The 13,423-nt window shown below is 71.6% G+C and carries 11 protein-coding genes; 3 read left to right on the top strand and 8 right to left on the bottom strand.

Annotated features, from left to right (window positions below; genetic code table 11):
- Nucleotides 1–24: 24 nt before the first annotated feature.
- Both ABGB08_RS15900 and ABGB08_RS15895 read left to right on the top strand, forming a co-directional pair.
- A complete protein-coding gene (locus ABGB08_RS15900) occupies nucleotides 25–801 on the top strand; it encodes a FadR/GntR family transcriptional regulator (protein WP_347590889.1) in 777 nt (258 codons plus the stop codon).
- Between the two features lie 371 nt (nucleotides 802–1,172).
- Nucleotides 1,173–2,360 carry an FAD-dependent monooxygenase gene (locus ABGB08_RS15895; RefSeq protein WP_347590887.1) on the top strand — a complete coding sequence of 396 codons (1,188 nt, stop codon included), beginning with the start codon at nucleotides 1,173–1,175 and terminating at the stop codon, nucleotides 2,358–2,360.
- Here the strand turns inward: ABGB08_RS15895 and ABGB08_RS15890 are convergent.
- Nucleotides 2,322–3,182, bottom strand: a complete 861-nt coding sequence (locus ABGB08_RS15890) for an AfsR/SARP family transcriptional regulator (RefSeq protein ID WP_347590885.1) — start codon at nucleotides 3,180–3,182, stop codon at nucleotides 2,322–2,324. The two genes, ABGB08_RS15895 and ABGB08_RS15890, sit on opposite strands and share 39 nt — an antisense overlap.
- An 11-nt stretch (nucleotides 3,183–3,193) precedes the next feature.
- Nucleotides 3,194–3,496, bottom strand: coding sequence for a nickel-binding protein (locus ABGB08_RS15885; RefSeq protein ID WP_155352758.1), 303 nt, complete (start codon nucleotides 3,494–3,496; stop codon nucleotides 3,194–3,196).
- Nucleotides 3,497–3,586: 90 nt separating this feature from the next.
- Between ABGB08_RS15885 and ABGB08_RS15880 the strand changes: the two genes are divergently transcribed.
- On the top strand, nucleotides 3,587–6,475 hold the full coding sequence (locus ABGB08_RS15880) for a BREX system ATP-binding domain-containing protein (RefSeq protein ID WP_347590883.1): 2,889 nt from the start codon (nucleotides 3,587–3,589) through the stop codon (nucleotides 6,473–6,475).
- Between the two features lie 4 nt (nucleotides 6,476–6,479).
- On the opposite strand, the gene ABGB08_RS15875 is transcribed toward ABGB08_RS15880, so the two are convergent.
- The 6 genes from ABGB08_RS15875 to ABGB08_RS15850 all read right to left on the bottom strand — a co-directional run bounded on the left by ABGB08_RS15875 (nucleotide 6,480) and on the right by ABGB08_RS15850 (nucleotide 13,418).
- Nucleotides 6,480–8,159, bottom strand: coding sequence for a thiamine pyrophosphate-dependent enzyme (locus ABGB08_RS15875; protein ID WP_347590881.1), 1,680 nt, complete (start codon nucleotides 8,157–8,159; stop codon nucleotides 6,480–6,482).
- Between the two features lie 164 nt (nucleotides 8,160–8,323).
- The gene (locus ABGB08_RS15870; protein ID WP_347590879.1) at nucleotides 8,324–9,268 is read right to left on the bottom strand and encodes an acyl-CoA dehydrogenase family protein; all 945 of its coding nucleotides are present in this window, start codon (nucleotides 9,266–9,268) and stop codon (nucleotides 8,324–8,326) included.
- Nucleotides 9,268–10,440 carry an acyl-CoA dehydrogenase family protein gene (locus ABGB08_RS15865; protein ID WP_347590877.1) on the bottom strand — a complete coding sequence of 391 codons (1,173 nt, stop codon included), beginning with the start codon at nucleotides 10,438–10,440 and terminating at the stop codon, nucleotides 9,268–9,270. Before ABGB08_RS15865 ends, ABGB08_RS15870 begins: the two co-directional genes overlap by 1 nt.
- On the bottom strand, nucleotides 10,437–11,471 hold the full coding sequence (locus tag ABGB08_RS15860; protein ID WP_347590875.1) for an acyl-CoA dehydrogenase family protein: 1,035 nt from the start codon (nucleotides 11,469–11,471) through the stop codon (nucleotides 10,437–10,439). Before ABGB08_RS15860 ends, ABGB08_RS15865 begins: the two co-directional genes overlap by 4 nt.
- Nucleotides 11,468–12,640, bottom strand: a complete 1,173-nt coding sequence (locus ABGB08_RS15855; RefSeq protein WP_347590873.1) for an acyl-CoA dehydrogenase family protein — start codon at nucleotides 12,638–12,640, stop codon at nucleotides 11,468–11,470. Before ABGB08_RS15855 ends, ABGB08_RS15860 begins: the two co-directional genes overlap by 4 nt.
- Nucleotides 12,627–13,418 carry an SDR family NAD(P)-dependent oxidoreductase gene (locus ABGB08_RS15850; RefSeq protein ID WP_347590871.1) on the bottom strand — a complete coding sequence of 264 codons (792 nt, stop codon included), beginning with the start codon at nucleotides 13,416–13,418 and terminating at the stop codon, nucleotides 12,627–12,629. Before ABGB08_RS15850 ends, ABGB08_RS15855 begins: the two co-directional genes overlap by 14 nt.
- Nucleotides 13,419–13,423 lie beyond the last annotated feature (5 nt).

Genomic DNA, 13,423 nt, shown 5'->3' with positions numbered 1-13,423 from the left:
GACAGCGGCGGGTAGCGGCGCTCGATGCGAGAGGACGACCTGATGGCCGGCGATGAGGATTCCCGATTCGGGTCCGTGGAGTCGGGAGCCGAACTGTTCAGTCCGGTGAGCCTCTCGCGGGTCTCCCAGGTCATCGTCGACCAGATCCGCCTCCTCATGCGCCAGGGCAAGCTCAAGCCCGGCGACCGCCTGCCCAGCGAACGCGAGCTGTGCGGCCGCTTCGGGGTGAGCCGGGTCACCGTCCGCGAGGCACTGCGGGTGCTGGAGGCCGGCGGCCTGGTCGACATCCGGGTAGGGGCACACGGCGGCGCGTTCGTGACCACGCCGACCAACGCCCGCCTCGGCGAGGGCCTCGCCGACCTGCTCAAGCTCAGCCCGCTCACCGCGGCCGAGGTGACCGAGGCGCGCATGGTCTTCGAACTCGGCATCGTCCCGCTCGTGGTGGAGCGCGCCACCGCAGAGGACATCGCCGCGCTGAAGGAGATCTGCGCCCGCCAGCGCGCGGCGCTGAAGGACGACTCGTACTCGATGACCCTGTCCGCCGAGTTCCACGTCCGCGTCGCCGCCTGCACCCACAACATCGCCATCGAAATGCTGGTGCAGAGCTTCCACGGCCCCCTGCTGATGTCCCTGCGAGAGGCTCAAACACTGGCTCCACTGATGGGCCGCCGCGGCAACACCGAACACCAGGCCTTCGTGGACGCAATCGAAGCAGGCGACACCGAGGCCGCCACCAAGATCATGCGCGAACACCTCCAGCGCACAGCCGACCGAGTCGCCAAGAGCACCTCGGAAACCTGACCGAGTCCCTCGCAGCAGTCTTCACCGATCCCGAGTTTCTCGAGCGTTGAACGTTGGTCGAGGCCCTTATGGCTGTCCGGGTCGGTGATGTCGTGTCCGGGAGGTCGTTACCGGGGTTCGGTTGACCGGTGTCGGCGACGGCCAGCACCGTCATGTCGGCCTCGGCGTCGAGCAGGGCCCGCAGGCCCGACACGAACATGGGGTGGTCATCGCGGCCGGCTGCTGAGCGGCAACGCGGCGGCAACAGGGCCCGGCTATTCATGTCTCAGCGTGCAGCCGTCCGGCCGCGCCACATCGTCTCGAGGAGACCTCGACATGAGCGACGCCTCCCCTGTCGCCGCCAACTGATCGAGGAACGGAAGGGGTTCCCCATGCACTCTCCATCGGCCGGCCGGTACGACGTACTGGTTGTCGGTGCCCGCTGCGCGGGAGCCGCCACGGCGATGCTGCTCGCCCGGTCCGGACTGCGCGTCCTGGTCGTCGACCGCGCCGAATCCGGGACCGACACCCTGTCCACGCACGCGCTCATGCGCGCCGGCGTGCTGCAGCTGGCCAAGTGGGGGCTGCTCGAAAGCATCATCGCGGCCGGGACGCCGGCGATCACCCACACCCACTTCGACTACGGGACCCACGCCGCCACCGTCCCCATTCGAGCCGCGGCGGGAGTGCCGGCCCTGTACGCGCCGCGGCGGACCGTGCTGGACGCCCTGCTCCTCGACAAGGCCGCCGCGGCCGGTGCCCACATCGCGCTCGGCGTCAACGTGACCGGCGTCCATCATGATCGGCTCGGCCGGGTGTGCGGTATCACCGGCCGGGAACGGCGGAACGTGTTCCACGCGTACGCGCCGCTGGTCGTCGGCGCCGACGGCCTGCGGTCGACCATCGCCGAGGTGGTGGGCGCGCCCGTGACCAGACGCGGCGGGAGCGCGGGAGCGGTGTGGTACTCGTACGTGACCGGCCTGGCGAACGAGGGCTACCGCTGGTTCTACCGGCCGGGGGCGGCGGCCGGCCTCATCCCCACCAACGGGGGAGCCACCTGCGTGTTCGCCGGCATGCCCGCCAGCCTGTTCGGCGTGTCCCGCGTGCAGGACCACCGGCAGGCGCTCGCCGACGCCTTCGCCCGGGCCGCCCCGAACGCGTCCGCCGAACTCCGCTCGGCCGTCCCCGCCGGGCCGGTACGCGGCTGGCCGGGCGTCCCGGGCCTCATCCGCGCGGCGCACGGCCCCGGGTGGGCGCTCGTCGGCGACGCCGGCTATTTCAAGGACCCCCTCGGCACGCACGGGATCACGCAGGCCCTGCGGGACGCGCAGCTGCTCGCCGAATCGATCGTCGCCGGTCACGGCGGATCGGAACCGATCGAGACGGCGCTCGCCCGCTACGAGCGCATGCGGGATGAGCTGTCCGCCGACCTCTTCACCGCCACCGACGCCATCGCCTCCTACGACTGGGACCTGCGCGAGGTCCACCGCCTGCTGCGCCGCCTCTCCGGGGCGATGGGCCAGGAGGTGGAGCTCCTGACCTCAGGATGCGCGACGGCTTCCGTCGTGCGGACGGCCTGACGCCGGCGCCAGGCGAAGCAGCGGCCGCGGATCCGCGACTCCCCGCAGGACGCCGGCCACGACGTGCCGCAGCCCTTCGCCGGGCTCGATGCCGAGCTCGTCGATGAGCGTGCGGCGGGCCCGCCGATACGTCCGGTGCGCGTCCCCGGATCGGCCGTTCACCTGCAGCGCGACGATCAGCAGCTCCCAGAGCCGCTCCCGCAGCGGATGCTCGGCGACCAGGCGCTCGACCTCGCTGACCGTCGTGTCGCGCATGCCCGCGGCCAGCCTGGCGGCGAACAGGCCCTCGTACGCCTGGAGCCGCAGTCCTTCCAGGTAGTTCGCCTCCGCGACCGCCCAGCCGTGCACCGGGCAGCCCGTCAACGCCTGCCCGCGCCACAGCGCCAGGCCGCGGGCGAAACTCCGCGCCGCTTCGGCGTATCGCCCTTCCGCGCTGTGGCGCAAGCCGCTCGTGGCCAGTTCCTCGAACCAGTCCCGATCGACCCGTACGGCATCCGCGGCCAGCGCGTACCCCGGATCCCGCCGCTGGATCGCCCGCCCTCCTTCGACCTCGGTCAGGGCGGCGCCCAGCTTGGCGATGTGCGCCTGCAGCGTGCGCATGGCCGTGGGCGGCGCGTCCTCACCCCACAGTCCGTGCACCAGCTGCTCGGCCGTGACCATGCTGCCCGCCTTGAGCGCCAGCAGCGCCAGCAGGCCCCTGCGGCGTGGGGGCAGCTCGACGGCGCGGCCCCCGCACCGCGCCTCGAGCGGCCCGAGCACGTTGATCGCCCACGTCCCGCGCCGGATCTCGATTGCCGCGTGGAGGGTTGTCGGTTGGCCCATCTCAGTTTTCCTCATATCCGGCGGGAGCTACCCGCACCATCGCCCCGTACCTGGTCTGCCCGACCGGCTAGCTCGATCTGCAGCTCGTAGATCTCCGTCGTGGGATGTCCGGCCTTGTCGTGGACCCGGAGCACCGCTTCCTTCGACGGACCGGAGGAAAGGCAGAAGACCTTGCCCGCCTCCGGGTCGAGCCACGCGCGTTCGAAACGCACGCCCTCGCTCGCTTCGACCGCCAGAGCGCGCTCGTGCACCTCACGCAACTGGTCTTCCGTGACATCGACGAATCCGCTGTGCACGTCCATGAACTTCGCCATAGGTACAAGCCTCCATGCGGATAGCGTGCGAATCATCGGTCAGGTGACCTATTGCGCCGTTGCCGGATACTGACGTGGAGGGGGTGCGCAATGCCGGCTCATGGTGTGGTCCAGTCGCCCGTTCTCGTCGGCAGGGACGAGTTCGTCGCGCTGGCGGATCGCCGGCTCGCCGAGGCGGCGGCCGGGGCCGGCCAGTTGCTGTTCGTCGCCGGTGAGGCGGGCATCGGCAAGACGCGCCTGCTCGGCGCGATCGCGCGGCGTGCCCGGGCGAGGGGTTTCACGGTGGTACGCGCGGCGGCCTTCCCCGGTGACGCGCAGTCGTTCGCGGGTCTGCTCCTTGACCTGGCCGGGGATCTGACGTCGGCCCGCGAGCCCGCGCTGAGCGACCTCGGCCGCAGCCTGTCGTCCCGGCTGCGCGCGATCTCCACGGCCGACGGCGACGCGCATCGCCAGCGCCGCCTGCTGGTGCAGAACGTGGTCGACCTGCTCGTCATGGCCGAGCCGGGCGGCCCGATGCTGCTGATCCTGGAGGACCTGCACTGGGCCGACGAGCTGAGCCTCGACGTGCTCGGCCACCTGCCCGGCCGGCTCGCGTCGAGGCCGATGCTGGTCGCGGGCGCGTACCGCAGCGACGAGCTGTACCCGAAGCTGCCCATGCGCGACCTGCGAGCCCGCCTGCTGCCGCAGCGGCTCGCCGAGGAGATCCGGCTGCCGCGCCTGAACCCGGACCAGATCGCGACCATGACCGGCGCGGTGCTGGGCCGACCGGCTCCGGCCCAGGTGGTGGCGGCGATCCACGACCGGAGCAACGGCATCCCGCTGCACGTGGAGGAGTTTTTCGCCGCCATCGACCAGGACGCGCTGACGCCGCAGTCCGGCGCGGTGGTGCTGGCCGCGGCGGTGCCCGACACGCTGGCCGACGCGGTGCTGAGCCGCGCTCGGCATCTGGCCGCGCGGACCCGCGAGGTGGCGTCGGCGGCGGCCGTCATCGGCCGCTCCTTCGACTTCGACCTGCTGACCGCGGTCACCGAAGCCGCCCCGGCCGAGGTCGCCGACGCCCTGCGCGAGCTGCGGGAGGCATACCTGGTCATGCCGGGAACCGACGCCGTCACCTTCGACTTCCGGCACGCGCTGATCCGCGACACCTTGTACGCCGACACCGACCTGCCCGTACGGCGCCGCCTCCACGAGAGCGTGGCACGGACCGCGTCAGAACGCGGCTATCGCGACGAGTTCATCTCCACCCATTTCGAGCAGGCACAACTCGCCGAACGCGCGTACCACCACGCGCTCATCGCCGCGCGTGAGGCCGCGTCCATATCGGCTCACGGTGAGGCGCGCGAACTGTTCCGCCGGGCGGTGCGCAACCTGCCCGCCGGGCTCTCGGCGGTGGATCGGGCGGACCTGTTCGCCGCGCTCGGCGACGAGGCGGCGGCCACTGACGACAACACGGCCGCCGCCGAGGCGTACAAAACGGCTCATGACCTGGCCACCGGCGTGGGTGAGGTGCGCGCGGCGGCGGCCCTGGTGCCGCGCATGGTCGCGGTCGCGCACCTGCTCGGCACCGGTCTCGACGCCCGGGTACGGACCCTGCGCGGCGCTCTCGACAGCCTGGAGGGGGTGACTGGCGCGGATCGCGAGCGGGCCAGGCTGCGCTCGGCCATGGCCGCCACCTTCCTGATGGACGACGGCCTGGACGAGGCCATCGTCCACGGTGAGCGCGGTCGCGCGGAAAGCCGGCGCATCGGCGACGACGAGGCCGTGCTCAACGCCGAGGCGACGCTCGGCTCGGTGCTGGTCTTCGTGGGCCGGATGGAACAGGGCTGGGAGCTGCTCGAAGGCGCGATCGCCCGCGCCCGCGACACCGATCAGGAGGCGGAGGCGGCGCGCGGATACCGGATGATCGGATCGTGCGCGTCCGTGCTGGTGGAGTACGACCGCGCGGAGCACTGGCTCGCGGAAGGCGTGCGCTACGGGGAGAAGGTCGAGCTCTGGAACCACCGGCACTACATGGCGTCGCATCTCGCGCATGTCCAGTGGGCCACCGGTCAGTGGGACACGGCCAAGATGACCGCGCAGCAGGCGCTCGCCGACGGGCGTGGCGGCATCACGACCAGGATCACCGCGCAGTACGTGCTGGGCTACCTCGCGATGGGACGCGGTGACTGGAACGCCGCCGCCGAGTTGCTGGGGGAGGCGTTCGCCGAGGGGGAGCGGATGGCCGAGCTGCAGCGGCTGTCGCCACCGCTGTGGGGGCTGGCCGAGGCCGCGCGGTGCCGGGGCGATCATGACACGGCGCTCATGCTCTGTGAGCGTGGCCACGAGGTTTCGGCGAATGTCACCGACGCCGCTTATCTGTTCCCGTACCTGCTCACGGGGGTACGGGCGCACCTGGCGCGCGACGACGTCGAGGCCGCGCAGGCCTGGTCGGACCGGGTCGGCGTGGTGCTCGCGGCCCGTGGCATCCCCGGCACGCTGCCCGCCGTCGAGCACGCGCGCGGACTCCTCCTTCTTGCCCGCGGGGACGTAGCCGCGGCGCAGCGGACGATTGCGGCGGCGAGTGAGTCGTGGCAGGTCAGGCGCCGGTTCTGGGAGGGCGCCTGGGCGCTGCTCGACCTGGCGGCCGTGGCCGCCAAAGCCCGGCGCCATGCTGAGGCGGCGCGGCTCGTGGCCCAGGTGCGCGGTAGCGCGGAATCAGTCGGGGCCACCACTCTCGTCGACGCGGCCGACCGGCTCGCCGTCCCGTCCGGCGGCGGTCGGCCCGTGGATCCGTGGCATCCACTCAGTGGACGCGAATTCGAGGTGTCGCAACTCGTCGCGGCCGGGCTCACCAATCGGCAGATCGCCGAGCGGCTCGTGCTGTCGCCGAAGACGGTGTCAGCGCATGTGGAGCACATCCTCACCAAGTTGGGCGCGGCACGGCGTACCGAGATCGCGGCCTGGTGCGCGACCGTCCGGCGCGAGCCGCCGGGACAGTGAGTCTTCAGGGCCGGGTTCGGTGGAAGTCCATCGGGATCCGGTTCGGGTCGAGTTTGACGTCGACCAGGAGCGGCCAGGTTTCGCTCGCGATCGCGTCCGTGACCTGCTGGAAGTCGGCGAGCTGACGGATCTCCACGCCGCGTCCGCCGAGGCTTCTGGCGACCGGGGCGAGGTCAGGCCAGTCGAAGTAGGTCGTGGCGGGGTCGTGGCCGCGCTTGACGAAGTGGTTGTGCTCGGCCCCGTAGCAGCCGTCGTTCAGCACGACGACGAGCAGCTTGAGTCGATGGCGGACAGCCGTCGTGAACTCGGACAGGCCGCCGAGCATGAAGCCTCCGTCACCGCTGACCAGGACGGAGAGCCGGGCCGGGTCGGCGAAGGAGGCCCCCATCGCCAGGCTGAGACCGAGGCCGATCGATCCCATGCTCATCGTGTGCACGTAATCGCGCGGCGACGCGACCGAGACGCGCCGCACCGATTCGAAGAAGATCCGGCCGCCGTCGACGGTGAGCAGGCGATCTTTGGGGAGCAGCGAATCCAGGAGGTCGAGGCTCTCGATGTACTCGACCGTGCCGGGACGCCGGTCATCGGACGGCGGACGGTGTGCCGGTCCGGACTCGATGGAGTTCGCCGAGTCCGCGGGGCTGACGACATCCCAGAGCGGCTGGTCGGAATCGATGCCGTGCGCCGCCAGTTCCTCCAGCAGCGCCCGCGCGGTCGGTGCCGCGCCGCCGTGAATGAAAGGGGTGGAGCGAGCCTTCGCCGCGTCGGCGTCGATGTGGACGATGCGCTTGCCGTGTGTCGCGGCTCCCTGGGAGGTGGTGTAGGAGTTCAGGCTCGCCCCGATGGCCACGATCACGTCGGCCGCGTCGAAATACGCCGCGGACCGACCGGCGCTGAGGCCCCCGAAGATCCCGAGGTCGGCGGGGTCGCCGCGGAACAACTCCTTCGCGCGGAGGGTCGTCGCCACCCGGGCGCCCAGGCGGCGGGCGAGGGCGAGCGTCGCGGCGCGGTCCGCTTCGGCGATCGCCCCGCGTCCCGCCAGGATGAGCGGGTGGCGCGCCCGCAGGAGCACGTCCACCGCCGACCGCACCGCGTCCCGGGCGGGCAGGATCTCGGCCCCGGACGGACCCGGACGTGCGATCTCGGACGGGAACGGGGACGGGGATCCGGACGGAGTCGTGGACAGGGTGGATAGGGAGCAGGGCTCGTGCGCGTAGTCGGTGGGGATGCCCACGACGATGGGCTGCGCGGAGCGGCGGGCGCGGCGGAACGCGAGGGAGAGGACGTCGTCCGCGTCGGCCAGGTGTTCGAGCCGCAGATACTCGGCTCCGGACGAGCGCACGATCGCGTCTGTGGGCACGCGCTGGACGTTGTCGTCGTCCCAGGACGGCGTCTCTCCGGCGAATAGCACCAATGGAAGATGTGACCGAGTCGCGTCGGCGAGCGCTGTGACAGTGTTGGTGACAGCCCCCTGCGTGATCGTGGCGAGGCCCACCCGGCCCGAGACGCTGGCGTAACCCGCCGCCATCAGCACCGCGGCGCCCTCGTGGGTCGCGGCGACATAGTGTCCGCCGCGCTGAACGAACGAGTCGACGAAGAACAGGTTGCTGTCACCCGTCACGCCGAAGAGCGGCGTCTCCAGCTCGGCGCATACCCGAGCGAGTTCTGCGTGGAACGAATTCACCGTTGTCGACCTTTCTCCATCGAACAGGGCAGCGGGCGCGCGGGGGGGGGGCCTCCCGTTGCGCGATCAACCGGACCGAGCGCCGCCCTGGTACGGACGCCGCCGCGATCAACCGGATCGGAGCGCCGCCCTGGTACGGACGCCGCACGCGATGTGGACCGGGGTCAGCCTGCGCCCTGCTCTTCCGCGAGGGAGAAGGGCCCGGCGAAGCCGAACTCCTCGATGGCGGTGCGGAGCAGTGCGAGCGTCGCCCCCCGGTCCGTGGGGAGCCGCAGTCCCGGCTGGGCGTGGCGTACGAGAACCGAGATGTCGTACTCGTCGGCGAAGCCGGACGCGCCGTGCAGCTGCTGCGCCACGCGCAGCGTGTGCTTGACGACCCGCTGCGCCTCCAGGCGCACGCTCAGGGCGTCGACCAGCGAGGGGGAGGAGTCGGTGAACGTGCTCCACAGGCTGAAGCGGCACAGCAGATCCAAGCCCTCCAGCCCGACTGACTGGTCGGCCAGGCTGTGCCGGATCATCTGGAAGTCGCTGAGGGGCTGACCGAACTGCTTGCGGACCTTGGTGTGCCCGATCGCGAGCTTGAGCGCCCGTTGCCCGATCCCGAGCAGGTGGTAGGCCCCGAGCACCAGGCTGAGCCGCCGGTCGAGCACGGTCGCCGTGCCCGCCAGGGGCCGCAGCTTGGCCGTCATCGCGAATGGCGCGATCTTCGAGTCCACGGCGGTGACGGGCTCGGCGTCGAACAGGTCTCCCGCGAGGGTCGCGGCCGTCCACGTCCCGGCGGCCAGGGCGTGATCGATGACGGGATGCTGGGCGTCGACGAGCGCGAAAGGTGTCCCGGGGGAGGTCCGGAGCAGGACCCCGGCCAGGGGGTACGGCACGGCGTGGCTTCCGCCCACCCGGCACAGCTCGGCCGCGGCGACGGCGTCGTCGAGGCCGTCGCGCGGGTCGATGTCGTACAGCCCGATGCTCGCGAGGCATTCCTCCGCTTTGGCGGCGGCACGCGGGTCGGATTCCGCGTCACGCGCCAGATCTATGCCTCCCGCGCCGCGCAGCGCGCTGTCGGCGACGCGTCCGAAGTCGAGCGCCGCCTCCGGCAGTTCTATCCGCATCAGCCCACCGCCGGGCGGCCGAGCAGCTCGCGCGACACGATCTCGCGCTGGATCTCGATCGTTCCGGACGCGACCGTCGCGGCCTGGGCGTATCGCCAGTGGTCTTCGAACGCGCCGTGTGAGGGTGCGCCGGCTGCGGGACCGAGGAGGGAACGCGGTCCGAGAAGCTGGGACACCACCTCGGCCACTTGTTGATCGCAGGTGGTGGCCGCGATCCGCGCCTGACTGGCTTCCAGGTCGACCATTTGGTTCCCTTCCTGGCGTTCGACGACGCGATAGGCCAGCAGGCGCGCCACCCTTACCTGGACCAGAGCGCTGGCCCAGTCGTTTCTGACCCCTTCGTCGTGATCGGCCCATTCATGGCGGAGCACGGCTCGCAGCAACCACAGCAGCCGTTCGCAGCGTGCGTACCGGGCGATGCCGACGCGCTCGTGGGCGAGAGCCGTCCGCATGACGCTCCAGCCCGCGTCGACTTCGCCGAGCATCTCGCCGTCGGCCGCGACGACCGAGTCGAAGAAACACTCGTTGAGGTGGTGCGGGCCGAGCATGGTGCGGACCGGCCGGACCGTGATGCCCTCGCGGTCCATCGGAATCAGGAAGAGCGAGATGCCCCGTCGGCCGCTGTCCTTGGCACCCGTCCTGGCGGCGAGCACGCACCAGCTGGCCATACCGGCATAGGAGGTCCAGATCTTCTGCCCGGTGATCTCCCAATGGTCGCCGACCCGCGTCGCGCGCGTCTGGAGGGAGGCGAGGTCGGAGCCGCTTCCCGGTTCGCTGAACCCCTGGCACCAGATCGCCTCACCCGTGGCGATGGGAGGCAGGTGCAGAGCCTTCTGCTCCGCCGTCCCGTACGCCATGATCGCGGGGCCGACCCAGTTCAACCCCATGTACTGGGGCCCCCGTGGCTCGTGGTGCGCCCACATCTCCTCCCGGACGACCGTCTGCTCCCACACGGATCCGTCCGAGCCGCCGAACTCGCGGGGCCAGGCCACCGTCAGCAGCCCTTCGCCGGCGAGCTTGCGCGAGAATTGCTGCGTCATCGCCAGGTCGGCGGGGTCGTCGGTGAAGGCCCCCAGGAAGTCCGCCGGGAAGAACTCGGCCACCATCCGCCGCAGCCTGCCGCGCAGCTCGGCGGCGGATTCCCCCATGGTGAAGTCGAGCACGGTTGTCATCTCCTCTCACCCCGTGCGGGAATATCGGTGCCGAGCGCGGCCAGCAGGCCGCCGGCCACGGCGCGCCGCAGCGATCGCGCGCTGCCGCCGAGTGCCTGGTTGAGCTTGGCTCGCCGTACGAGCAGGTGGCAGGGATGTTCCCAGGTGTAACCGATGCCTCCGTGGATCTGCAGGGCCAGCCGCGTGACCTCGGCGGCCGCGTCACAGCCGGCCGCCTTGGCCATGGCGATCGACGGGGTGTCGCCGGACGCCACCGCCGCCTCCACCAGGACATCGGCCGACTCGACCAGGACGAACATGTCCACGCAGCGGTGTTTGACCGCCTGGAAGGACCCGATCGGCGCCCCGAACTGCTCCCTGATCTTCGCGTACGCCACGGAGAGCGCGAGCGCGCTCTTGGCGATCCCGAGGCTGTCGAGCGCGAGGCCCACGGAGATCCGCCGCTCGACCGCGAGCCTCAGAGCGGTCGACTGATCACCTCGGGCGAGAATTTCGTCGAGCGGAGCGTCGTCCATGACGAGGCGCCAGAACCTGCGCGTCGGGTCGGAGCCGCTCATCTCCTCCAGCCGGGCGCCCTCTCCATGCGACCTGACCAGGACCGCGACGGGCTCGCCGTCGTCCTCCGCGAAGACGAGCACACGCTCCACGTCGTCGGCGGCGGCCAGGCACCAGGAGACCTCACCCGAGACGCGCCCATCCGCCAGCTTCGGCGGCGCGTCCCGCCGCGGATCGGAGCCCCAGGAGCACGCGACCCCGCCGGGATCCGCCGGCAGCACCGGGTTGACGCACAGGCCCGCCAGCAGCTCGCCCGGGCCGAGGACGCCGCCCAGTTCCTGGATGGCGATCGAGGCGAACGCGAACCCGTCGTCCTCGTCCTCCAGATCCCACCAGCCCAGACCGTGGGACACCTTGCGCAGCCGCTCCGCGCTGGGGGGAAGCGCGCCGCTGGACGCGTACTCGGCGAGCGGCGGCCACGAGTCGGCCAGCACGCGCTGCACGACCTGCCGGAAGCTCGCGCGCTCGGCGGTCATCGGGAGCCTCCTCTGGGCAGGCCCAGGATGCGCTCGCCGACGACGTTGCGGAGCACGTCGTTGGCGCCGCCGCCGATGGTCCACTCCCACGAGCTCAGGTAGTCGTCGAACCAGTGACCGGTCTGCCACGCTCCCGACCGGCCGTGCTTGCCTTCGTGCCCGGCCAGCCCCGCCATGGCCAGCCCCTCCTTGGTCATGTCCTGCAGCAGCTCGCTGTAGACGAGCTTGAGAATGGAGGCTGCGGCGGTGTCCGTCCCGTCGATCGAGGCGTCCAGGACGCGGGCGACCAGGAGTCGAAACGACTCCACCCGCTCGGCGTAACACCCCAGCGTCTCAAGGGCGGCGGCCCGCTCGCCGGGCGGCAGCGCGGCCACCTCCAGCGTCAGGTACCGCAGACCGGCGATCATCTCCTCGGATCGCTCCAGCATGGTGAGACCGCGTTCCTCGCCGAGGGTGGCGTTCGCGGTCCGCCAGCCCTCGTTCTCCGCGCCGACCAGGGCCGTCACCGGAATCGCGACGTCGGTGAGGAAGATGTCGGCGAACTCCTCGTGCCCGCTCGCGTTCCGGATCGGCCGGACGGACACGCCGGGAGCCGACAGGTCGAGCAGAAAGTAGGAGATACCCGCTCGTCCCGGACCTCCCGTACGGGCGAGCAGCAGGCACATCTGCGCCTGCGTGGCGCCGCTGGACCACGTCTTGTGGCCGTTGAGCACGTAGTGGTCGCCGCGCCGTTCGGCCCGGGTGCGCAGGCTCGCCAGGTCGGAGCCCGCGCCCGGCTCCGAGAACGCCTGGCACCACCGCTGCCCGGCGCGGATCGCGGGCAAGTACTCCGTCCGCTGCTCGTCCGAGCCGGCGGTGATGAGCGTGGCCGCGGCGTGGTAGAGCGCGACGAAGTGCAGATCCAGCCGGGGAGCGCCGGCCCGGATGAGCTCGCGCGCGATCGTCAGCTGATCGGCTCGCGACCGGCCGCCACCCCAGGCGGCGGGCCAGTGCGGGAACGCGTAGCCCCGCTCGGCCAGCCGGAGAAACCACGCCCGTTGCAGCTCCGCCCGCTCCGCCGGATCAGAGGCGCTCATGCGTTCACGCCACCCGGCGGCGTCCTCGGACCGGCACCAGGTCCGCACCTCCCCGGCGAGATCGGCCGGGCCGTTCTGTTCAGGGAGTGACACGGATCGTTCCCCCGTCCACCTGAAGCGACGCGCCCGCGATCCACGACGCCCGCTCCGAGCACAGGAAGGCGATGGCGTCCGCGATCTCGCGGGCCTCGCCGACCCGCCCCGCCGCGACGGGCTGCAGTTCGAGCATGCGGCGCTCGACCTCCTCGGGCGTCGACCCGAGGCGTTCCGCCTGCGCCTGGTAGCCCGCCACGATTCCCTCAGTCCGGGTGAGGCCAGGGTGCACACAATTGGTCAGGACCCCGTCCTTCGCGTACGCGAGGGCCAGCGACTTCGCCGCGTGGAGGAGTGCGGCCTTGGCCGCCCCGTACGCCGCCCAGCGCGGATCGGCCTCTCGCGCGGCCGTCGATCCCACGAAGAGCACGCGCCCCCATTTCCGCTCGCGCATGGACGGCACGCACTTCATCGCCAGGGCCACGGCGCTGAGCACGTTGAGCTCGTACAGCCGGATCCATTCCGCCCAGCTGAAGGTGCGCAGCGGGCCGTGCCCGCCGCCGGCCACGCATACCGCGATGTCCACCTGGCCGTACGCGGCGATCGCGGCCTCGTACACGCCGTCGACGGCATCGGCTTGGGCGGCGTCGGCGACGTGCGCCACGGCGTCAACCCCCGCGGCCCGCAGCCGTGCCACCGCGGCCTCCAGTTCGGCTTCCCCCCTGGCTGTCAGGAGTAGCCTGACGCCTGCCCTGCCGAGCTCCTCGGCCGCCGCCAGGCCGATGCCCTTGCTGCCGCCGGTGATGATCGCCACCCGGCCCTCGATGTCCAAATCCACTGACT

Origin of the sequence: Acrocarpospora sp. B8E8, from assembly GCF_039871605.1 — a bacterium.
Lineage (GTDB): Bacteria > Actinomycetota > Actinomycetes > Streptosporangiales > Streptosporangiaceae > Acrocarpospora > Acrocarpospora macrocephala.
The sequence above is the reverse complement of the archived record's forward strand: the minus strand, read 5'-3'. Positions and strand labels throughout refer to the sequence as shown.

Bases quoted from the DNA above. Each gene is read 5' to 3' on its own strand.
- ABGB08_RS15900 (WP_347590889.1), top strand. From the start codon at position 25: ATGCGAGAGGACGACCTGATGGCCGGCGATGAGGATTCCCGATTCGGG.
- ABGB08_RS15895 (WP_347590887.1), top strand. From the start codon at position 1,173: ATGCACTCTCCATCGGCCGGCCGGTACGACGTACTGGTTGTCGGTGCC.
- ABGB08_RS15890 (WP_347590885.1), bottom strand. From the start codon at position 3,182: ATGGGCCAACCGACAACCCTCCACGCGGCAATCGAGATCCGGCGCGGG.
- ABGB08_RS15885 (WP_155352758.1), bottom strand. From the start codon at position 3,496: ATGGCGAAGTTCATGGACGTGCACAGCGGATTCGTCGATGTCACGGAA.
- ABGB08_RS15880 (WP_347590883.1), top strand. From the start codon at position 3,587: ATGCCGGCTCATGGTGTGGTCCAGTCGCCCGTTCTCGTCGGCAGGGAC.
- ABGB08_RS15870 (WP_347590879.1), bottom strand. From the start codon at position 9,268: ATGCGGATAGAACTGCCGGAGGCGGCGCTCGACTTCGGACGCGTCGCC.
- ABGB08_RS15865 (WP_347590877.1), bottom strand. From the start codon at position 10,440: ATGACAACCGTGCTCGACTTCACCATGGGGGAATCCGCCGCCGAGCTG.
- ABGB08_RS15860 (WP_347590875.1), bottom strand. From the start codon at position 11,471: ATGACCGCCGAGCGCGCGAGCTTCCGGCAGGTCGTGCAGCGCGTGCTG.